General features: G+C 70.3%; 15 protein-coding genes and 1 pseudogene. 11 read left to right on the top strand and 5 right to left on the bottom strand.

Annotated elements, in window-relative coordinates; all coding sequences use genetic code 11:
- Window positions 1-519: 519 nt before the first annotated feature.
- Window positions 520-969 (top strand): hypothetical protein, encoded by a 450-nt coding sequence (locus ACFWPT_RS07600; RefSeq protein WP_380480316.1) that lies wholly within the window; start codon window positions 520-522, stop codon window positions 967-969.
- 144 nt (window positions 970-1113) lie between these two features.
- Window positions 1114-1275: a hypothetical protein gene (locus ACFWPT_RS07595; protein ID WP_380372247.1), complete on the top strand. Its 162-nt coding sequence runs from the start codon at window positions 1114-1116 to the stop codon at window positions 1273-1275.
- A gap of 88 nt (window positions 1276-1363) precedes the next feature.
- Here ACFWPT_RS07595 and ACFWPT_RS07590 read toward each other — a convergent pair whose 3' ends face one another.
- Window positions 1364-1654, bottom strand: a complete 291-nt coding sequence (locus ACFWPT_RS07590) for a hypothetical protein (protein WP_380480314.1) — start codon at window positions 1652-1654, stop codon at window positions 1364-1366.
- Between the two features lie 134 nt (window positions 1655-1788).
- Entirely contained in the window at window positions 1789-3294 is a 1506-nt protein-coding gene (locus ACFWPT_RS07585) for a hypothetical protein (protein WP_380480312.1), read from the bottom strand.
- Window positions 3295-3734: 440 nt separating this feature from the next.
- Here ACFWPT_RS07585 and ACFWPT_RS07580 point away from each other — a divergent pair, with 440 nt between their 5' ends.
- The 7 genes from ACFWPT_RS07580 (at window position 3735) to ACFWPT_RS07550 (ending at window position 18102) form a co-directional block, all read left to right on the top strand.
- Entirely contained in the window at window positions 3735-4583 is an 849-nt protein-coding gene (locus ACFWPT_RS07580) for a terpene synthase family protein (protein WP_380480310.1), read from the top strand.
- Window positions 4584-4638: 55 nt separating this feature from the next.
- Window positions 4639-6273: a prenyltransferase/squalene oxidase repeat-containing protein gene (locus tag ACFWPT_RS07575; RefSeq protein ID WP_380480308.1), complete on the top strand. Its 1635-nt coding sequence runs from the start codon at window positions 4639-4641 to the stop codon at window positions 6271-6273.
- Window positions 6274-6334: 61 nt separating this feature from the next.
- Window positions 6335-7714 (top strand): SDR family NAD(P)-dependent oxidoreductase, encoded by a 1380-nt coding sequence (locus ACFWPT_RS07570; RefSeq protein ID WP_380480306.1) that lies wholly within the window; start codon window positions 6335-6337, stop codon window positions 7712-7714.
- 396 nt (window positions 7715-8110) lie between these two features.
- Window positions 8111-10879, top strand: a complete 2769-nt coding sequence (locus ACFWPT_RS07565; protein WP_380480304.1) for a DUF6603 domain-containing protein — start codon at window positions 8111-8113, stop codon at window positions 10877-10879.
- 16 nt (window positions 10880-10895) lie between these two features.
- Complete coding sequence (locus ACFWPT_RS07560; protein WP_380480302.1) at window positions 10896-13016, top strand: hypothetical protein; 2121 nt, start codon at window positions 10896-10898, stop codon at window positions 13014-13016.
- A 29-nt stretch (window positions 13017-13045) separates the two neighbouring features.
- Window positions 13046-16477: a hypothetical protein gene (locus tag ACFWPT_RS07555; protein ID WP_380480300.1), complete on the top strand. Its 3432-nt coding sequence runs from the start codon at window positions 13046-13048 to the stop codon at window positions 16475-16477.
- Window positions 16477-18102: a hypothetical protein gene (locus ACFWPT_RS07550; protein WP_380480298.1), complete on the top strand. Its 1626-nt coding sequence runs from the start codon at window positions 16477-16479 to the stop codon at window positions 18100-18102. Before ACFWPT_RS07555 ends, ACFWPT_RS07550 begins: the two co-directional genes overlap by 1 nt.
- Window positions 18103-18303: 201 nt before the next feature.
- Here ACFWPT_RS07550 and ACFWPT_RS07545 read toward each other — a convergent pair whose 3' ends face one another.
- Window positions 18304-18564 (bottom strand): hypothetical protein, encoded by a 261-nt coding sequence (locus tag ACFWPT_RS07545; protein WP_380480296.1) that lies wholly within the window; start codon window positions 18562-18564, stop codon window positions 18304-18306.
- A 2-nt stretch (window positions 18565-18566) separates the two neighbouring features.
- Here ACFWPT_RS07545 and ACFWPT_RS07540 point away from each other — a divergent pair, with 2 nt between their 5' ends.
- A complete protein-coding gene (locus tag ACFWPT_RS07540; protein ID WP_380480294.1) occupies window positions 18567-18917 on the top strand; it encodes a hypothetical protein in 351 nt (116 codons plus the stop codon).
- 126 nt (window positions 18918-19043) lie between these two features.
- On the opposite strand, the pseudogene ACFWPT_RS07535 reads toward ACFWPT_RS07540, so the two are convergent.
- A pseudogene (locus ACFWPT_RS07535) lies at window positions 19044-19384 on the bottom strand (transposase); the annotation flags it as partial.
- A 263-nt stretch (window positions 19385-19647) separates the two neighbouring features.
- On the opposite strand from ACFWPT_RS07535, the gene ACFWPT_RS07530 reads away from it, so the two are divergent.
- Window positions 19648-20445: an alpha/beta fold hydrolase gene (locus ACFWPT_RS07530; RefSeq protein ID WP_380480292.1), complete on the top strand. Its 798-nt coding sequence runs from the start codon at window positions 19648-19650 to the stop codon at window positions 20443-20445.
- 242 nt (window positions 20446-20687) lie between these two features.
- Here ACFWPT_RS07530 and ACFWPT_RS07525 read toward each other — a convergent pair whose 3' ends face one another.
- Entirely contained in the window at window positions 20688-20816 is a 129-nt protein-coding gene (locus tag ACFWPT_RS07525) for a hypothetical protein (protein ID WP_380480290.1), read from the bottom strand.
- Window positions 20817-20848: the final 32 nt, after the last annotated feature.

Genomic DNA, 20848 nt, shown 5'->3' with positions numbered 1-20848 from the left:
GATCTTCTGTCTTACCGGGGGCTCCGTTGCCGTGTCCCGAGATCATCTGCGGACCATCAGATCGTGGTGAAATTCCCCATGCCGACAGCGGGCTACCCGCCCAAATCGGCCACCGCCATGCGCTCTACCTGCGGAAACGCCCTAACTCACCGGCATTGTTCTGAACTGGGACGATGAGGCTTGTCCAAGCTCCGCCGCAGGTCCAGAGGCAGCCCAAGCCGATCCGTCTCACCGATGTGGGCCGGCCGTGATCCGGCGCGCCGGCGCGGCCACCGGGACCGCGGCCCGATCGCTCACCCGGTTCTGGCTGGCCCTCGGCCGCCTTGATCCGATGTCGCCTACCACTGCCCGATGTCGGCCGTCCCGGGTATGGCGGTTTTGATCTTCACTCCGAGTCGGGAGTGTGATCATGCCCGTACGGGCGGGCGTCGCTCGTATCGACTGCCGGCATCGGGTCGTGGGGCTCCGGAATGACGTCGACCACGCGTAGCCCCTTTGCCGTCGAGAAGGAGTAGAGAGATGGCCATGACCAACGAGGAACAGTCCACGGGCGGCACCGCCCGCCTGGAGTGCGTGGCGCACATCCTGAAGGTCGCCGGACGCCCTGACGTCCGCCGGCCCACGGACACCCCCGAGGCGCTCAAGGCCCTGAACGACCCGTTCAAGATCATGGAGGGCCAGGAGTACCAGTGGGTGGTGGAGTTCCGGGTCCGCGACGCGGCGGCCGTCTCGGTCCGCTACATCCACGTGGTCAGGAGGGCCGGCGCGAAGGTCGACAAGATCGAACAGATGTACGGCAACTTCCCGCCCGGTGACACGGTGCACACGCTGCTCACCGGACTGGAGGAGAGTCCGACAGGGGTCGTGACCCGCGCGGGGCTCTTCAACTACAGCGTGGCGTTGTCCGCCGAGAACGCCGAGGCTGTCAGGTACGACTTCACCGTCAAGTTCACGAAGACGTGGGAGTGACCACGCCTGCACCGACCACCGTGTGGAGGCCCGTGCGAGAGCTGACCGCGTTCGTCCAGCGCACGAGGTGCGGCCGGCGGGATGTCGCGTAAGCAACAGTCCGTGAGTTCCGGAGCTTGCCGTTTGGCAAAGGTAAGGCCAGCGATGGCGCGGACCGGCCGTGTCGCGACCGGTCCCACGGCGATCAAGGGCTTCTGCACCGCGTCGCTCGACTCTGACCGAGAGCAGCTCGGCTCCCCGGCCGCTGAGCCGTCCCCCTTGGAAAGCGTCTTCAAGGACGACGCCGAGGAGGACGGCGAGGAGTGATCTGACGGTCACCCAGGTAGGGGGTGCCCGGCTGGCTCCACCGGCGGGCACCCGGTGTTCCGGCCTCCTGGGTGTCCGGTCAGTTCGCTTAGTTGTAGTCAGGAGCCGGGATGTCGCGCCTGCCGATCGTCGGCACGACTGGTGAGGGCTGCCCTGTGGGTGAGGCCACGAGAGCGAAGGCGCGGGCCAGGGCTTCCAGGGCTGTGGCCGCCTCGCCGGCGTGCTTTTCGGCGACCTGCTGGGCCTCCCGCACGATGGTCTCCAGCAGCCGGTCACGGGCGCTGACGGGGCCTGCCATCGGCGTCGCCTGGATCGAGTTCGGGATCTGCCAGGCCTCCCCATCAGGTGCTTCTACGGTGAATTCTGCTTCGTTGCTCATCACGAGCACCCCTCAAGATCGGCAGTACGTATCCCGTCAGGCTAGGCCCGGGGAGGATGCCGTGCGGCCTGAACCGACCGACTCATGCGGGCCGCTGACCGGGCCGGGTCCGCCACGGCGTCGAGAGCAGGAGTTCAGGGGTGGGCCAGCTCGATGGCGAGCAGGTTGCGCAGGCTGCCGTCGCCGGCCTCTGTCTGGGAGGGGTAGAGCATCTGCACGTTCACGGTCAGGGATTGGCCGGGGTCGATGGTGTGGGAGCCGTCGGGGGACGTGATGACGGTCTGCCCGTCGAGGCCGTCCTTGAGCACCTGGTACCAGGAGGTCTGGGTGGGGTTGACGCCGGTGTTCGCGGGGACGGAGAAGGAGATCTCCCAGGCGGCTACCCGCTGTTCGTTGGCGGCCAGCGTGAGGTCGTAACTGACGATCCATCCGTTCGCGCCCTCGGGAGAGGACTGGGGCCACTGTCCGGTGATCTGCGAGGCGACGGCGACGCGCGGCAGTTCGACGTCGGTATCGACCGATCCGGCCTGGCGCGCGGCCGTGTTGGTGCGGGTCCGCGACTGGACCTGGCCGGTCACGGCCATACGCCCCTCGGCATGCCGGCCGATGGTGCCGCTCAGGGTGATCACGGCCTTGCCGCCCCGGGGCAGGCTCACCAACTGGTGCAAGCCCCCGACGACCGAGCCGTAGCCGCACTCGGCGCCGTTCTCCCCCCGGCAGCTGAGCTGCGCCGTTGCTTGCAGAGGGCCCGGGATCAGGCCCTCCACCCTGGCGTCGGGAGCGTCGTTGGGGCCCAGGTTCTGCACCTCGAAGGTATAGGCGACACGCTCTCCCGCCTTGGCGCTCTGCGGGCCGCTCATCACCAGCGACATGTCGGCCGGCAGTTCCACCGAGAGGTTGCGGATCTGGAACGCCGACTGGCCGAGGGAGGAGGCGCCGAACCCCAGCTTGAACGTCGCGGGCATCGCGGCCTGACCGGCCTGACCCGCGAGGTCGAAATCGTCGATCAGCAGTGAGCCCTGCGGGTTGGACTTGCTGGAGCGCCGTACCGTCAGGCGGCCGGCGATGACAGACACCTGGAGGTGCGCACCCTCTTCCCAGGTGGCGCGGAACCCTCCGGGAACCTCGACGCCGGTGCGCCAGTCGAATCCCGACATGGCGCTGCCGGAGCCGCGAACCGTCAGCGTGTCCGGTCGACTGTCCGCCCCGCCCGGTCCGGCGGCCACGTGGGCGAAGTACCCGCCGTTGTCGAAGCCGATGCCGACCCACCCCGCCGTGACCCCCGCTCGCTCGTCGCCGCCAGACGGATGATGGTGGGAGGAGTAGCCGAGGCTGCCGGCGGGGCCGCCGAGCTCGGTCGTCTGCGCCCCGTCGATCAGGTAGACGCTGAGTCCGTCGAGGGCAGTGTCCGGGCCGGTGTTGGCGTAGTCGAAGTCGATCGCCACCCCCAGTGCGGAGGAGAACGGCTGGTCGAGGAAGGCCGTGGCGGCGGTGCCCGGCTGCGGGGCGAGTTCCAGGCCCCCGTTCAACTGCACTGGGCCGAGCAACTTCCAGTGCGGGTTGTCCGGCGCGGACCGGGTGAACGTCTCGGTGAGCGGGAACTGCACCGGCTGTGCGGCAGCAGGCGTCTGATCGGTCATGAAGGCTCCCTCGACTGGGCCTGGCAGCGGACGCTCCGGTCCGCCGGGCGCCCGAAACGCAGAGACCATGGAGGCCCCCGGGGCTGACTCTCCCCCCACGGGACATGCCCCACGCCTCGAAGGTTGTGGAAAGTGCAACCTGTCTCACGTGGCGTCACCCTCCCGCGGGTGGGTCGCTCTCCACCTGCTCCCACGGACGGCCAACGGAGGAACGGGACAGGGGTTCCCCTGCCGTCCAGGGGGCTGCTGCCGCACGGCCGATGTGGTGCCGCCGCCTGGACTTCACTTTTCGCCATCCACGGCCACCGATGTTCTGACATGATCAAAACATGACTGATGCGTCATCAGCGGACACGGTCCCCGCGTCCGATCCGGTGCTGCGTTGGGCGCGGGAGGTTGGCCTCGTGGCGGATGCCGGCGGGGAGCGACGCCTTGCCGCGATGCGGCTGAACGTACTCGCCGAGGGCGCCCTGCCGGGCGGTGGCGCGGGGGACGTGGCGTTGACGGCGCAGTGGGCGGCGTTCATCTGCTGGGTGGACGACCGGATCGACCGGCGCGGCCTGGGGTCAACCCCAGGCGAGCTGGAGCGGTTCACCGTGCCCCTGCGCCGGGTGATCACTTCCGGCCGTGCGGCGTCCACGTCGACGGCCCCACACGCGGCGGTGCTGGCGGGACTTTGGGAGCGCACGGCCGCAGGCATGCCCGCGCGGTGGCAGCTGCGATTCACCGCCGACTACGTCGACTTCCTGGACGCCTGCGAGCAGGAGGTCGCCCTGCGCCGGACCGGAGTGCGACTGGCGCTGCCCGAGTACCTGCGATTGCGGCGGCGCACGATCACCCTGCTGCCCATGCTGGACGTGCTGGAACGCACCGGCCACGCCCACCTGGTGGAGGACCCTCGGGTGGATGCCCAACTGGTCGACCTGCGCGAGGCGGTGGCCGATGCCGCAGGCTGGGCGAACGATCTGGCCTCGCAAGCCGGTGACGAGGCCGCCGGCCAGGACAACCTGGTGGCGCTGCTCGCCCGCCGTGACTTCAGCTCCATGGCCGCGGCGCGCACCCGGGTGGCCGCCATGATCGAGCACCGCCGGGCCGGCTTCCAGACCACCGCAACCGCCCTGCGCACAGCCTGCGGCCTGCCGAAGGACCGGCGGCAGGAGCTGCGCCGCTATGTCGACCTGGTGGAGACGTTCATGGCTGCCACCCTGCACTGGCTGGCCGTCACCGGACGCTTCACCCCCGAACCCTTGCCGAGCGCACCGCGCCACCAGCCGCCGCCGCAGCCCTGAGCCGTTCTGCCGGACACCCGGTGACAGCCGCAGACGACGACCAGGACGGACCTCGATGAGAGTCACCCCGATACCTCCGGGCCAGGCCCGCTGGCCCCGCGCCGCGTTCCCTGCCGGCCTGGCACCCGCCACCACGCGGCTGCGCACCCGCCTCCAGGACCAGGTCGGCCCGGACGGGGCCCTGCGCGACCCGTGCCACAGTCGCGTCCTGGAATCCGCCCTGATGCTGGCCCTGCTGGACCGCACCCGCCAGGAGCCCGCCGCCCGCGCCGCCCTGACCGCCTACCTCGCCACGCACCGCGACTCCCCGCAGCCGCTGGAGCGACTGCTGGCCCGCGCCGCCCTCCACACCCACTCCGACGCGGCCGACCGCCTGGACGTGGATCGCTTCCTCGCCCAGGCACCGGACTTCACCGGCCTCCGCAAACGCGCCCTCCTGCACGCGGTCCTCCTCCTGCTCGGAGCCACCCCCACCACCAAGCCCCCCGCCGCCGAGGCGTTCTCCCTGCATGGCCTGCACACCTGGGCCCAGGTCCAGGTCACCGCCGTCAAGGCGATCCTCGCCCGCGCCCACGGGCAACCCCACCTCGTCGACACGCACGACCTGGACCTGCTGCGAGCCACCCAGCAGCCCGGAGCGGTGTGGGAAGGAAACCTCCTCATCCACCTCTCCGTCCTGCACGCCCTGGTGCCCCTGCCCGGCCACGAGGCCCTGATCGCCGACGGGATCCGCACCGCACTGACGCACCAGCGCGCCGACGGCGGAATCCCGTTCATCTGCGACGAGGACACCTGGCTCACCGCCACCGCCGGCATCGCCCTGCACGCCGCCGACGCCCCGCGGTCCGTCCTGGACGTCGTTGCCCGACGCCTGCTGCACCTGCAGCACCCCGCGGGCGGCTGGTCCTACACCGAGAGGGCCCAACTCGCCGACACCGACTGCACCTCCGCCGCCATCGAGGTCCTCCACCTCACCGACCCCCACGCCAACCGGCAGCCGATCCACACCGCCGTCGACGCCCTGAACGCCCTGCGCGGGCCCGACGGCGGCTTCCCCACCTACCTGGCCGGCGCACCCTCGGAAGCCTGCATGGCCGCCGCCGCCGCCAACGCCCTCAGCACCCAGGGCCACCACCAGCACACCGCCCTGGAGTCCGCGCTCGGCTTCCTCGCCGACCAGCAGCACCCGGACGGATCCTTCCCGCCCGACTGGAGCAGCAGCCGCCACCACACCGTCTTCCGCGCGATCCTCGCCGCCGCCCGCCACCGCGACAACGGCACACCCGGCCACTTCGCCTGGCACATCACCCGCAAGGCCATCCGCCTGGTGACCGACTCCCAGAACAGCGACGGAGGTTGGGGCCGGCAGGACGGCGACGTCAGCGACGCCCTGAGCACCGCGTACGCCCTCATCACCCTCAGCACGGCTGGCCCGGCACCCGGCCCCGCCGCCCGCGGCGCGGCCTACCTGCTCACCCAGCAACGCACCGACGGGTCCATCGCCAGCACCCCGGACTCGATCGGGCCACGCCCCTTCGGCTTCACCGTCCCCGCCCTCGCCGACATCTTCACCCTCCTCGCGCTCGGGCACCTCACCCGCCGCCTGGCCCCCTTGCCGCTGCCCCCGCCGCCGGGGCCGCGTCCAGTGGTGACAGGCCGCCGGCAGGGCGAGCCCGCCGGCCACCGCTGACCCCGGCACCGCCGCCCACCCACCCGCTGCCCCGAATCCCGCCCGACCCAAGGAGCACACCGTGTCCGCTTCCATCCCCACCCCAGTCCGGCCGCGCCCGTGGCTTCACGGCAGGACCGCCCTGGTCACCGGCGGCGCGGGCGGCATCGGCCTGGCCCTGGCCCGCGTCCTCGCCGCGCACGGCGCCACCGTCCACGCCGCCGACTTCTCCACCACCAACATCGCCCGCGCCACCCAGCAGATCGCCGCCGCGCCCTGCGGTCCCGGCACCGTCACCTTCCACGAACTCGACATCAGCGACCGCCCCGCCCTGGAGCAGTGGATCGCCGGCACCCACCGGAAGCTCGGCCGCATCGACGTCCTGGTCAACAACGCCGCCCACATCCAATGGGCCGACGTCGAGGAGACGAGCGTCGAGGACGCCGAGCGCACCATGCGTGTCGGCTACGACGCCATGGTCCACACCGTCAAAGCGGTCCTGCCTCTCATGCGTGCCGCAGTAAGCGGACACATCGTCAACATCGGCTCCTCCGCGGGAAAGGTCTTCGTGAAAGGCCCCTCCGCCACGTACGCCGCGATGAAAGCCGCCGTCGAGGGCTACACCCGCATCCTGCAACTCGAACTCGCCCACACGTCCGTCCACGCCATGCTGGTGCGCCCCGGCGTCGTCGTCGGCACCGAGTTCTTCGGGCACCGCGTCCCCTCCAGCCGACTGCCCCGCCTGGCCGACTTCCTGCCCACCACCAGCCCCGAACAGGTCGCCGACGCCGTCCTCCTGGGCCTGCGACAGCGCCGGGCCCAGGTCGACATCCCCGGCTACCTCCCCGCCCTCTACCGCGCCTACGCCCTCGCCCCCGGCGTCTTCGCCCACCTCAGCGGCGCCCTCGGCAACGCCCGCCACGACTACGGCAAACCCCGCCCCGCCCGGAACCGGACCGCCCCCACGACACCCGCCGCACAGCCGGGCCGCGCACTGCGCTTGCTCACCGCCGCAGGCGCCAACCCCGCCTTCGTCGACGCCATGGCCAACATCTCCCCGCCCCTGGACCGCGCCATCCACACCCTCACCGGCGGACGCGCCACCACATTCTCCGCCATGCTGCCCACCCTCATGCTCCACACCACCGGCCGAACCACCGGCCGACCCCGCCGCACACCCCTCATGTACGTGACCGAACCCAACGGCGACCTGCTCGTCGTCGCCAGCAACTTCGGACAGCCCCACCACCCCGCCTGGAGCGCCAACCTCATCGCCCAACCCCACGCCGGCATCACCCGCGACGGCCGCAGGACCCCCGTCACCGGCCACCTCCTCGACGGCGACGACCGCAACCACGCCTGGCAGCAACTCCTCACCTTCTGGCCCCCCTACGCCACCTATGCCGACCGCTCCGGCCGCCGCCTGCGCATCTTCCGCCTCACCCCAGGCCACTCGGGCTGAACCGGCGACCAGGGTCGTCGGCACATCGCGTCAACGAGGCGCTGAGCAACACCTTTGGCTCCGGCGACCACACGGTCGTCCCCACATGTATTCCGCATCCCCTCTTCCGAATGTGGATCGCTGAGCACCGCTGATCGGCAACGGCCACTTCACTGGTGTGGCCCGGCCTCCACCATCGCGGAGCCCTCGCCCAAGCCCCCACCGACGCTCCCCGCCATGCGCCAGGGCCTGCCTGGACACCGACAGGTTCCGGCCGATTGTTGCTCGACTTTGCGCCGGTCCGACCGCCAAGACCAAGCCCCCACTACGATCTGTAATCAAATGATCACTCGGTCGGGATGGCGCTGCCGTCCGGAGCTTCGACATGCCCGCGCACGGGCACGGAAGGGGACGGCTGTGACGATCCATGTGGACGAGTTGCGCAAGCTGCTCGACACCGGTGAGGGTCAGGAGGTGGAGCTGCCAGGGGAGATGCTCGGCCTTGGGGACGTGTTCCAGCCCTTCTTCCCTGACGGGGTGCTCCGCCTCGCGAGCAGTGATGGCCACTCTGGCGCGCTGCGGGCGGTCGGCGCCGCTGTTACGTCCCTCGCGGACAGGCCGGTCCGTGTATGTGCGACGTTCAGCCATGACGGCTCTGTCGTCACGGCGGTTGCTCTGGACATCGAACTGCCGGCGCCCGGCACGCGCGCGGACGAGCTCGCCCGCGTCCTCGGCGTGGACGTGCCCCATCTGCCCGGCCCCGATGTCGACCGGATCACCCTCGCCAGGAACGGGGCGGGAGCCACACTGACCGCCGCCGGTCCCCGAGGGCGTGCGGCACTCTCCCAAGATGCTCGCCTGTTCGTCGCCGAGGCCGACGGCTGGCGGATGGTCTGCTGCGAACAGAACCTGACAGAGGATCAGCTCACGATCCTCGACATCCGTGCGACTGGGGGGCTTGCTGCCGGGTCCTGGCTGGTACTGCCCGACGGCTCGGTCGTTCCGGTGAAGGCCCCCCTCGCGGTGCCCCGCCTCGACGCCTCGCGCGTCGACGGTCTGGGTCGTGTCATGCCCGAGCGCACGGCAACGACCCGGCGGCGCGGCCTGTCCCGTCCCCTGCGCGCGATCGCGACCCGTGACGGATTCGCGGTCTTGGGCGTCCCGGCGCCGGGGCGTGAGCGCGGCTTCAAGCCCATCGGCAACCCCCTGGATGGGCAAGGCCTCGGCATTGACTACAGCACCCCGCCGCTGCGGATCGCGGGGACGCTCACCGTGCTGCCCGCGCAGGCCCCGTACAAGACGATCATCGGGGGTGTGCTGCTGTTCTCGTTCGACAGTGGCGACTCCGGCAAGGGCTTGTACGGGACCGGGATGGGCTCCTACGTCGTGCCCCAGGCGGGGACCGACCCGTCGTTCTTCGCTTTCGCCGCCATCGGCAGCAACCCCGGTATCGGGATCCCCGCGCTGCGGTTGAACGGCATCGCGGCGGGCATGGGCTGGAACAGCAGGATCCGGGTGCCCGAGGTCGAGGAGATCGGGGTCTTCCCGTTCATCAAGGCCCTGACCAACCCGGGGGCGATCGGCGCGGAGAAGGGCAACCCGGTCAAGATCCTGGGCACCCTCGTGGGTGGCGACAACCCGTGGATCAGGCCCGCCCAGGACGAGTTGTGGGTCGCCGCCGGGCTGGCGTTCACCGTCGCCGAGTTCGTCGAGGGCCGCGCGATGGCCCTCCTGCAGACCGGACCGGAGCTGACCGTGGCCCTGCTGGGCATGGGCGGGGTCGACTTCCCCAAGGGCGGGACCAAGAAGTACGCCAGGGCCGAGATCGGCGTGCGGGCCGTGATCAAACCGCTGCAGGGCGAGCTCGCGATCGAAGCCGCGCTGACCCCCAGTTCCTTCCTCCTCGATCCCAACTGCCGCCTGCGCGGCGGGGTCGCGCTCAAGTCCTGGTTCGGCGAGAGCCCCCATGCCGGCGACCTCGTCCTCAGCGTGGGCGGCTACCACCCCAAGTACCAGGTGCCCGCCCACTATCCCAGGCCCACGCGGGTCGGGTTCGACTGGGCGCTGGGCGGCAACGTCACCGTCTCCGGCAACGCCTACTTCGCCCTAACCCCGGCCGCGGTGATGGCCGGCGGTGGCCTCGACATCCAGTTCCACGCCGGCCCGGTGCGTGCCTGGTGCGTGGCCAAGGTGGACCTGCTGATCCAGTGGAAGCCGTTCTACATCGACGCCTCGCTCAAAATCTCCATCGGGGTGTCCGCGTCCATCAAGATCTGGTTCATCCGGATCAGCATCACCATCGAGGTCGGCGTCAGCCTCCAGCTGTGGGGGCCCGCCTTCGGCGGATCCGCCGAGGTCCACCTGTGGTTCATCTCCTTCACCATCAACTTCGGCGCCTCCCGGCCACCCCAGGACCGCTCACTGGACTGGGCCGGGTTCCGTGAGATGCTGCCGCCGCCCGAGAGCGCGGTGCGCGTCCTGCCCGGAGCCGGACTGATCGAGAACACCCAGACGGACGGCACCCGTAGCGACGGCGCCTGGGAGGTCTCCGCCGCCGGGTTCTCCTTCACCACCGACTCCACCGTCCCCGTCACCCAGCTGTACCTGAACACCAAGGCCGGAACACCTGCGGAGAGCGGCAGCCTGCTCAACATCCGGCCCATGCAGCAAACCGGCCGAACCAGCGTGCAGTGCGTCTCGCTCACCCGTGAGGGCGAGAGCGTCGACCTCACCACCTGGTCGCGCGCCAGGACGACCGCCTCGGTGGCCCAGGCCCTGTGGGGGACCGGCGCCGGCAACACGCTTCCGGCCAAGGACGGCGACCAGCTCATCGCGAACCAGCTCACCGGTGTCCGCCTGGCCGCGCCACCGCTGCGCAACGGCACCTCCACCGGCTACATCTCCGAAGAGGCCCTGAAGTTCGACCCCGTCAACCCCGACGGTCACCAGCCGCTCAAGGCAACCGACGGGCCCGTCGGCGCAATCCCCGCACGGCCGTCCGGCGTCATCGCGACGATCGCGACCACGGTGGCCGCCGCCACGCAGATCACCGCCCGCGGCCAGCTCGCCGGCGTGCTCGCCGGGCTCGGCCTGAACCTCGGGCAGCTCGACAACGACCTGAGCGCCTACGCCCGTGCCGCTCAGGCCACCTTCACCGCCGAGCCCATGCTCGTGCCTGCCGCCTAAGAAAGGGGGACTGAGCATGGCCACCGTCGGCCACCGCACCCGGTTCTTCGACCACCGCATCCCGTCCCTGTCCGCAGGCCGCTACCGCATCAACGTCGAGCAGAGCATCACCGGCATCGACACCGGCAGCTCCCTGCCGACCCGCCAGCAGCCCTTCGACGTACGGCAGTTGCGCTTCGCCATCGCCGACACCGATGTTCACGCCTGCTACCCGGTGCCCGGCGCGGTGGGCACCTACAGCCAGCTGCTGCCGCACATCACCCTCGACACCCCCGCCCTGCCCTGGTTCCGGCGTCTCAAGGGCGCCGAGGAGGGCGTGCCGTGGATCGCCCTGCTGCTCTTCCGCGAGGGCGAACTGCCCGAGGACCGCGAGGCGGTGGGCCAGGTCAAGGTCATCACCGTGTGCGACCTGCTCGCCGGACAGGACCACAACCCAGGACAACCACCCGCCATCGCACCCGAGAACGTGTCCGACGACGAGCAGGAACTGGCCTGTCGGACCATCCACGTGCCCGCCGCACTGTTCACCACCGTGTGTCCCAAACCAGCCGACATGGCCCTGCTCGCGCACGTCCGCGAGGGCGGTCCTCCCGACGCCACCATGGGCTCCGACCCCGAGCCGGAGGAGGAGGACCTCAACGCGGTCGTCGTCGCCAACCGCTTCCCCGCCGTCAGCGGCGGCCAGCACGTCGCGCACCTCGTCTCCCTGGACGGCTTCGAGAGCTACCTGAACGGCGGCACACCGCCGGCGCAGGGCCTGCGGATGGTCTCCCTCCACTCGTGGTCCTTCGAGACCCAGGCCGACTCGACGATCAGCTTCGGCGACATCGTCCAGAACCTCGCCGCCGCACCCGAACCGCTCCTACGGCTGCCCCTGCCCGGCACCGCCACCGACCCCGAGGCGCTGGCGCGGTTGAAGGGCGGGGCCACCGCGCTCCCACAGCGCCTGGAGTCCGGCGAGCGCAGCTTCGCCTTCTACCGGGGCCCGTTCACCGCCACCAAGGCCCAGGAGCTCCCGAAGCCCGCAGCACCGCGCCTGGAGTCGCCCGGCGAGGCCCTGATCTACCTGGAGAAGTACGGCGTCTACGACACCGGCTACGCCAGCGCGTTCAGCCTCGGCCGCGCCCTCGCTCTCGCGGACGCGCCCTTCCGCACCAAGCTCATGGAGTTCCGCGCCGCCGCGCGTCGCGCTGCCCGCCGCCTGCTCGCCCACCCCGAACTCGCCGGCACCAGCGCGCGTGCCGCCGCCACCCTCCTGAGCGAGAATCTCGCTCACCGCGGCTTCGACCGGCTGCTCACCGCTGACGGTGCTCTCATGGGCGCCCTCACCCGCACCGGCACCCAACTCGCGGCAGCCCAGCGCCGCGCCGCCGCCCCCTCGACCCGGGTAGCCCCCTTGAGCTCCGCTGACCTGCGTAGTGCGCTGGCCGAGCCGGATGTGCGCGGTGTCCTGCGGGAGGCGAGCGCCATCCAGCTCGACCCGGTCCGCGCGTGGCTGGACCGCCTGCCGCTCCTGGAGATGGTCCCCTTCGAGCACTTGGTACCCGATGCGCGGATGCTGCCGCCGGAGAGCATCCGCTTCTTCCACGTCGACCCGGGGTGGATCCGCGCCGCCGTGGACGGCGCGCTCAGCGTCGGGGTGGGGCACGCGCTGGACGCCGACCTCAACACGCTGGCCACCGGGATCCAGGACGCCCCCGAGTGCGGCGTGCTGATCCGCTCCGACCTCATCCCCAACTGGCCCAAGACCATCATCACCGCGTTCCGCGGCGACACGGTGGTGGAACCCATGCGGCGGGACGTGTACGGCACCGACGTCCTGCTGCTGCTCTACCCCGAGGTCATCGACACCTTCACCCTTGCCGAACCCCCGCAGGGCCTGATGTTCGGCATCGGGGACGTCGGAACCATCGAACTGCGCAAACTCACCGGCACCGACATCGGCTCGCCCATGGGCGAGTTCCCCGACCCGCCCGGCTTCGGCCGCTTCCTGCGCCCGGCCGGCGACGTGCTCGACATCGCGGGCAAGCTCGCCCCCGAACTCGCCCGCGCGCACAACCTCCCCGCGTTGTCGCCGGCCCGGTTCGCCCTTCAGATGATCAAGGCACCGCAGATCCAGACCTTCGCCCGGCCCTGACCCGCCACCCCGGAACGGACCTTCACACGATGCCCAACAACACCCTCGTGGTGCCGGTCGAGGTGGCCGCGCTCGCAGTCAACGCGCAGACCCGCGACACCGACGGCACGTACGTCATCCAACGCTGGCAGGCCAACTTCCGCTCCCTGACCGAGGACAACCAGCCGCCCGAGCCGCTGCCGTTCCAGGGCACCGAGATCTGGCGCGACAAGCCCGAGCGGCTCGGTGTCTACCTGCAGTGGCAGCTCCCCGAAGCGCTGTGCCAGGGCCACCAGGACAGCGAGAGCGGCGAGATCGGCGACTTCCCCCTCGTCCCCAACCGCTGGCTCGTGGTGCGCCGCTCCAACCGCGCCATGACGTCCTGGATCGTCGAAAGCGACTACCTCGACCCCCAGAACGGCGCCGTCTCCTACCTCGACCCCGACGCCGCCACCCCCACCGCGACGAAGGCCGGGCGCCGCCACGACCTCACCGTCCAGGCGCCGTGGCGCGAACCCGCAGACGCCCGCGAACCGTTCCTCACCGCGCTCGGCCCCGGCCTGCTCACCTTCTCCGTCTACCAGCCCTACAACCTCAACGTGTTCTCCATCCACGACACGCTGGCGGACATCGAGGGAGACGACCGGCTCAGCTACTACGTCACCGGCTGGTACTCCCAAGAGGGCAAAGACATCCTCGCCGGCACCGAGGACTACACCCACCTCCTCGACCGCCTCCACTGGAGCCTGCCGCCCGGGATGGGCAGCCCTCGCCGCTCCCTCTACACGGGCACCGCCTTGGGCATCGACTGGAAACCGAACGGCGGCATCCCCGTCTCCGACTGCCCCGGCCCCGCCAAGATCGCCGTTGCGATCGGTAACAGCGCCGCCGAGGCCGCCGCCGTCCTCCAGGAACAGGCCGCCGGTCCCGGCTCCCTGAACGCCGACGACGCCCGCCTCTACCGGGCGTTCCTCCTCGGCGTCCTGGACGAACTGGACCGATCCGACGGCGACCTGTTCCTCGAACGCACCGCCCACCAGGGCGGCTTCGGCCCCGTCCCCGGCGGCTACACCTGGCGCGTCGTCGACCGCGGCGACCCGAACGCACTCCCCCCGCTCTCGGCCGGCGAACGCACCCGCCAACTACGCCTCGAACAGGACGTCACCGCCGGCCTCAACACCAAGCAGGCCGACCTCGACGACCTGGAACGCAAACTGGCCGGCGCCCAGGAACACCTGTACAACGTCTGGTCCCTGGCCCAGGAGAAGAAGCAACCCGACTTCTTCGCCCGCCGGAGCGCCGCCGAGCTCAACCCCGCCGATCCCGACGGCGCCGCCGGAAAGGTGGCCGACCTCGCCGCCCAACTGCGCGACAGGCGCACCGAGATCCCCTGGGCGAACGATCCGGACACCCTCGCCGAGCGGGCCCGCGCCTACGCCGCGGACCAGGGCCTGCGCGGCGCCCGCGTCCTGCAGCGCGTCCCCCTCGACCCCTACGAGCAGCACGCCGACCCCGTCATCATGCTCCAGGGCGCCAACCTCAACGCCCCCATGACCCGCGGCTCCAGGCTGCCGTGCCGCACCGAGGAACGCCTGGTCACAGCGGTCGGCTCCATCACCGCGCTGAGCGTGGCCGCCGACGTCGCCAAGGTCAACACCGCCCACCTGCCCGAGGCGGTACCCGCGCTGGTCACCGAGTTCTGCATCCTCGACCAGGCCCGCAAGACCGGCGCCAACCTCAACGCCGCCACCGGCACCCTGCCAGCCCTGGGCACTGATCCGTGGCGCCAGCCCTGGCAGCCGCTCTACCTGATGTGGCGGGCCGAATACACCGCCATCCCCTATCAGGCGAACAACGGCACGGCCCACTGGAGCTTCGACGGCAACCGCTACCGCTGGAAGGGCACCGGCGACCTCACCTACGCCGTCACCGCCGGCGGACGCCAGACCCTCGCCCCCACCAGCGGCCACGACCAGGACGGAAAGCTCGCCGGCTACGCCGCCGGCCGCGGCGACCTCCCCGACGAACTCATCCAGCAGCTGCGCCGACAGGCTCGAAGCCTCGACCAGCTCTCCCAGCGCCTGGACGGCCTGAGCGCCGAGGTCGCCCAGCGCGAAGCACGCACCACCCTCCGCCCCACCGGGGCGATCCGCGGCCTGATCGGCGACGCCGACCGCCAGGCACCCGACCCCGGACCACAACCGGTCTTCGAGTGGGACGACTGGGAGCCCACCGACTTCCAGGAGCTGCGCTCGGGCCACCTCGCCTTCGCCGCCCTGTCCGTGGTCGACCGATTCGGCCGCGCGGTCAACCTGATCGACAACCCGCAGCACTTCCGGCCCTTCCGCCCCCAGACGATGGTCCCCGACCACTTCGTCGGCGAGATGGACCGGGACCGCTACATCGAACTGGGCCCGCGCCTGCTCCAACCCGCCCGCCTGCACTTCGACTTCCTCTCCGCACAGCGCGACGAGCCCGTCGACCTCACCCCCGGCACCAACCCCGTCTGCGCCTGGCTCCTGCACAACCGACTCGACAAGGCGATCGCCTGCTACGGCCCCGAGGGCCACGCGCTCGGCGACCTGCGCACCGTGCTGTCCGCCAACGGACAGCGGATCGTCGCATGGACCGCACTGCCCGGCTCCGACATCCAGGAACTCGACCAGCTCGCCGCCCTCTCCCCGCACGCCCACCGCTTCCTCGCCGCCATCCAACAGCGCGGCCCGGCCGTCCTCGACGCGGTGCGCGCCCACCTGGACGCCGCACTGGCAACCATCGACCCCGACGGACCGGCCGACGAGAGCCTGGCCTTCCTCCTCGGCCGCCCCCTCGCCCTCGTCCGCGCCCGCCTCGACCTGGAACTGTCCGGCCCGCCGCGCACTGACGTCACCTGGAAGAACGTCCTCAACCCGCCCCAGCCCAAGATGCCGCACTACCAGTGGACCGTGCGCCTGGGTGAGGCCCGGCAGACCGACGACGGCCTCATCGGCTACGTCCTCGACAACGACTACACCCACTTCGAAACCGTCATCACGCCGAGCGGCGACTCCGCCGGCTACCTGCGGCCCATCGACAAGGGCCAGCGCCTCCAACTCGCCTTCAACTCCGCCAGCACCGCCCTCGTCACCCTCCTCCTCGACCCGAGGGCGGCCGTCCACGCCACCACCGACATCCTGCCCGTCACCGCCATCCACCTCCCCCAGGAGTTCACCACCCACGCATTGGCGAACATGGCGGTCAGCTTCCGCGCAGGCCCCCTCCTCGCCGCCACCACCAACGACGGTGCCGCCCTCCTCCCGCACCCAGCCACCGCGACCGGCACCTGGACCTGGACAGAGCGCGCCGCCGACGCGTGGGCGTCCATGCCCATCACCGTCCCCGACCCCACCGGTCTTCCGATCGGTCAAGACCCCCAGATCCGCTCCGGCTTCCTCGTCCTGGACGAGGCCGCCGCCGTAACCCGACACGAGGAAGCACACTGATGAGCACCGTTTCCCAGACCGCGGCAACCGGCTCCGAAGATGCCGAAGCCGCCGCCACCGCCCTGGAGTTCAGCCTCAGCACCAACCCCGACCCCATCCGCGTCTCCCCCAACACGGGGGACCCCCAGCGGGCCGACCTGGTGATCGTCGGCAGCCGCCGCAGCGGCGAGGCCATCGAATGCAACAAGATCGTCGTTGTCATCCCGACCGGCCCCAACTCCCCCGACCTCGCCCTCGATCTGGAGGGCATCGACCCCCAGACCAGCCTCAAGGACTGGACAGCGACCACCAACGCCCAGGCGAAGACGATCACTTTCGCCCCCACCTCCGGCCATGCGACCATCAGCCGCGACGAGGGCCTCACCGTCCAGCTCATGGGCGTGCGCATCAACCGCCAGGTCGGCACCGCTCCGCTCCTCATCCAGGTCTACTCACGCCCGGCCGGCTCCAGCGAGTCCTTCCTGCCGGACACCACGACGCTGGAGATCGGCAAGTTCCCCGCCGACTTCTACCTGCGCAACCTCATCGCCAAACCGCCCATCATCAACAACGGCGAAACCGTCACACTCACCTGGGAAGCCGGCGGCGTCTCCTCCCTGCGCCTGCTGTACGACACCACCGACGTCAACGTGCTGGACAAGAGCACCTACACGCTCAACAACGTCGGCCACACCACCCAGTTCTACCTGCGCGCCACCGTCCAGATCGGCAACGGCACCGCCGAACGCATCCTCAACACCACCGCCACCGTCCGTGTCCCGGACCTCGAAGTCGGCAGCCTCTTCGTCCGCGGGGCCATCTCCAACCTGCGCTACGGCACCGAGGGCAACTCCTCATCCGCCCCCTGGTCGCAAGCGAACGTACCCACCCTCTTCGGCCACTCCATGCCCACCCTCTTCAAGTACAACAACCAGTTGCACTTCGTGGCCAGCGCCTTCCAGCGCCAGGAACCGCTCTGGGCCACCCTCCACGGCGACACCTGGATCATCACCCCCACGAACCTGCCCCCCGCAGCCTGCGAAGAACCCGCCTTCCTCGAAGTCAACAACAAGCTCTACTGCGTCTACCGCACCCCGGACAACGCCATGCACCGGACCATCGGGACAGCGGACCCCACGCAACCCGGACAGCTCGCTTGGAGCACCCCCACTCGCATCACCACAAAGAACTGGACAACCACCCACAAACCGACACTTGTGCAACTGCTGACGGGCCCCAACTGCGGGTTCCGCCACCCGGACGGATCGATCTACTTCGGCGCCATCATCGACGACACACCGCCGGAGCCCACGAACATCCCCGTCAAGACAACCCACGGGCCAGCTGCGGCCAGCACCCTGCTCGGGCCTCAGTTCGCCTACAGGGCAGAGGACGGCGCAGTCCGCGTCACTCTGGTGACTGGAGACGGTGCCCCCATCCCCGGAGCGCGAACGAGCGACGGGCCAGCATTCGTCCCGTACCTGACAGGGGTGGCTTGCGCCTACCGCGACGAGAGCGGGAAACTCCGGTACTCAGCCAACGTCCTCGGCTCCTGGTTGCCGTCCGACGACATCTCCCCCCTCCCCGGCACCGGCAGCCCGTCAGTGGTCGCACTCAACGGCAGGCTGCACGCCATCTACCGGTAGTTGGGCCACAGGCGAAAACCAGGCCGTACCGGAATGGCTGGCACCCACGTGCTCCCACCGGACTTCCGGTACGGCCACCTTCCTCGGCTGGCAGGCGGCGTCTCTGCGTCCAACTGTCGCCAAGCGTCGTCTGCGACCTCTTCGGCGTCACAGTCAGCAGAACCGACCACTAGTGCAGCGCCGCGTTGATCCTTCGGGAGTTCATGCGGCTTTGAGTGGGCTGCCGTCGTAGGTCCAGCGGTAGGGCTTGGCGTCGTGTTCGTCGTAGGCCAAGACGAAGGTGGCGCTCGACGATGCCGGCAACTGGGGGGCCAGGGTGGTCGGGTTACTGGTGCGCGACTCGACCAGCGCGGTCAGGAGGGCGCGGTGGGTGGGGTGCGCCATGCGGTCGGGGGTGAGGTAGGCGATGTCGTCCAGGCGTTGGCGGTCGCGGAGGGCGGCACCGAATCGCACTGGACACATACGTGATCCCCAAATGGGGATCAACTCCGGTCGCTCGCATCCAGTTCGACGGCATCGCCAAGTGGCTCGGCGACATCCTCGCGGACTCCGTATCCAACGGAAAACCCCTCTCCGCGAGCACCATTCGGAAGATCCACGTCGTCCTTAAGAGAGTGCTGGACCATGCAGTGCGTGCGCGCCGGATTGCTTATAACCCGGCAATCGGAATCCCGCTCCCTCGCTACGTCCCGCCGGAGCACGTCTACCTGGAAAACATGCAGCAGGAAACCCTGGTGGCGCCCGCTCTCGTCAACCCATGGCATGCCGTGTCCCTCGCGTCCCTGGAGTACAGCACCAGGGTTCGCGGCCTGTGACGCAGTGTCAAGACTTCGCGACAACCGGTGCGACCCGCAGCTCAAGGCGGCGCGCACCAGCCGCCGCACGCCGGATCAGGGGTGCTCAGGCAGGTCGGTGAGCCGCTCGACCTGGGTGACCGTCCCGTTCACCGAGTCGACCGCGCACCTCGACCAGTCCAGCTTGCCGCGCGCCCAGCTCGTCCAGGACGACCCGGTGGAACTTGGCCCACACCCGGGCCCTGCTCCATTCGGTGAATCGCCGGTGGGCGGTCGGCCCGGACGGGCCGAAGCAGGGCGGAAGCTGGGCCCAGGTGCACCCGGACGTCGCGACGAACACGATCGCCACCAGCGCCTCCCGGTCGCCGTAGCGGCGCCCGACCACCGCCCTGTGGGCGGGTCGGCGCCGCCGGCACCACCAACTGGAACAGCTCCCACAACTCGTCCGGCACCAAGCGCTCCACGATCGTCACGGAAGCAGCCTGCAAGCCCAAATGAGATGTCTTTTCAATGTGCTTCGGGCCGTGGTGCTGGCCCTTTCGAGCTAGCACCACGGCCCTCTGACCTGCATGTTTGCTGTGGGCGCGGACGGTTTCGAACCGCCGACATCCGCCCTGCAAATGCAGTGATCGATGCGTTTGCGCTACGCTCGAATCACTAACACAGCGATCACTGCGAATGTTGCCTTGCCTGTCGACCACTACTCCCCACCGCCCGATACAGCCTTCACCCCGCCGCATCAGGAGACACCGTGACGACTGCCAGCAGGATCAAGAAGCACCGCCAGGTTCAGCGATCGGACCACACGACGATCCGCTACACAGCCAGCGGTCCGACCGGAGGACCGGTCCTGGCCCTCATCCACGGCTGGGCGTGCGACCGCGGCGACTTCGATGCGGTGACCGACCATCTGCCCGAGGACCACCGCGTCCTGGCGATCGACCTCGCCGAGCACGGCGAGTCGCGGTCGACGCGGGAGGTCTGGACCATGGAGGAGTTCGCCCGCGACGTGGCCGCCGTCCTGGAAGCCGAGTCGGTGGACACAGCGGTCGTCGCCGGCCACTCCCTCGGCGGGGCGGTCGCCGTCGAAGTCGGCCGGCTGCTCCCGGACACCGTCTCGCAGGTCGTCGCACTCGACGCACTGCACTACCTGTCCCTGTTCCCGGCGCTGAGCGAGGAACAGGCCGAGGCGACGGTGAACGCGTTCCGGACGGACTTCGCCGCCGCCGTACGGGGCCTCGTCGAGGGGGGGTCACCGGCCGGGACGGACCCGGCGCTCAAGGACGCGTACACCGAGAAGATGGCCGCGGTGCGCCAGCCCGCGGGCCTGCGGGCCATCGAGGGCCTGGTGCGCTGGGACATGGACGCGGCGCTGCGCGAGACGAGGCAGCCGATCACCGTGTTCGCGATACGTGACCTGGTGACACGGGAGGCGATCGACCGCTACCGGGACCGCCTCGACATCGTGCTCATCGACCTCGGCAGCCACCACTTCCCGGCCGAGGCCCCCGAGGAGACGGCGAAACTGCTCTCCGGCGCCAGGTTCTGACTCGGCATCAGCTTTCTTGAACGCCGCTGCGGGCCGTGGGTCCGCCACGGCCCGCACCTCATCGCCGCGACAGCCCGGCGCTCCGTCTCGCCCCGCTCCCGCCGCCTGCCAGCCACTTCCCGAGGAAGAGAGCCCCCGCTGCGCCTGCGGGACGTCACCGTTCCCCATCGCCTGTGGATGTCCCCGATGGCCCAGTACGCCGCGGGCCCCGACGGGAAACCGACCGACTGGCATCTCGTGCACTACGGCGCACGAGCGGTCGGCGCGGTCGGCACGGTCGGCACGGTCGGCACGGTCGGCACGGTCGGCACGGTCGGCACGGTCGGCACGGTCGGCACGGTCGGCACGGTCGGCGCAGTCGGTCTGATCATGGTCGAGGCCAACGCCGTGGGCCCGCTGCACC

Source organism: Kitasatospora sp. NPDC058478 (assembly GCF_042720345.1).
Classification (GTDB): Bacteria; Actinomycetota; Actinomycetes; order Streptomycetales; family Streptomycetaceae; genus Kitasatospora.
The sequence above is the reverse complement of the archived record's forward strand: the minus strand, read 5'-3'. Positions and strand labels throughout refer to the sequence as shown.

Coding starts and splice junctions, on each gene's coding strand:
- ACFWPT_RS07525 (WP_380480290.1), bottom strand. CDS start 20,816: ATGATCAGACCGACTGCGCCGACCGTGCCGACCGTGCCGACCGTGCCG.
- ACFWPT_RS07600 (WP_380480316.1), top strand. CDS start 520: ATGGCCATGACCAACGAGGAACAGTCCACGGGCGGCACCGCCCGCCTG.
- ACFWPT_RS07545 (WP_380480296.1), bottom strand. CDS start 18,564: ATGTGTCCAGTGCGATTCGGTGCCGCCCTCCGCGACCGCCAACGCCTG.
- ACFWPT_RS07580 (WP_380480310.1), top strand. CDS start 3,735: ATGCGGCTGAACGTACTCGCCGAGGGCGCCCTGCCGGGCGGTGGCGCG.
- ACFWPT_RS07555 (WP_380480300.1), top strand. CDS start 13,046: ATGCCCAACAACACCCTCGTGGTGCCGGTCGAGGTGGCCGCGCTCGCA.
- ACFWPT_RS07575 (WP_380480308.1), top strand. CDS start 4,639: ATGAGAGTCACCCCGATACCTCCGGGCCAGGCCCGCTGGCCCCGCGCC.
- ACFWPT_RS07595 (WP_380372247.1), top strand. CDS start 1,114: ATGGCGCGGACCGGCCGTGTCGCGACCGGTCCCACGGCGATCAAGGGC.
- ACFWPT_RS07550 (WP_380480298.1), top strand. CDS start 16,477: ATGAGCACCGTTTCCCAGACCGCGGCAACCGGCTCCGAAGATGCCGAA.
- ACFWPT_RS07560 (WP_380480302.1), top strand. CDS start 10,896: ATGGCCACCGTCGGCCACCGCACCCGGTTCTTCGACCACCGCATCCCG.
- ACFWPT_RS07590 (WP_380480314.1), bottom strand. CDS start 1,654: ATGAGCAACGAAGCAGAATTCACCGTAGAAGCACCTGATGGGGAGGCC.
- ACFWPT_RS07585 (WP_380480312.1), bottom strand. CDS start 3,294: ATGACCGATCAGACGCCTGCTGCCGCACAGCCGGTGCAGTTCCCGCTC.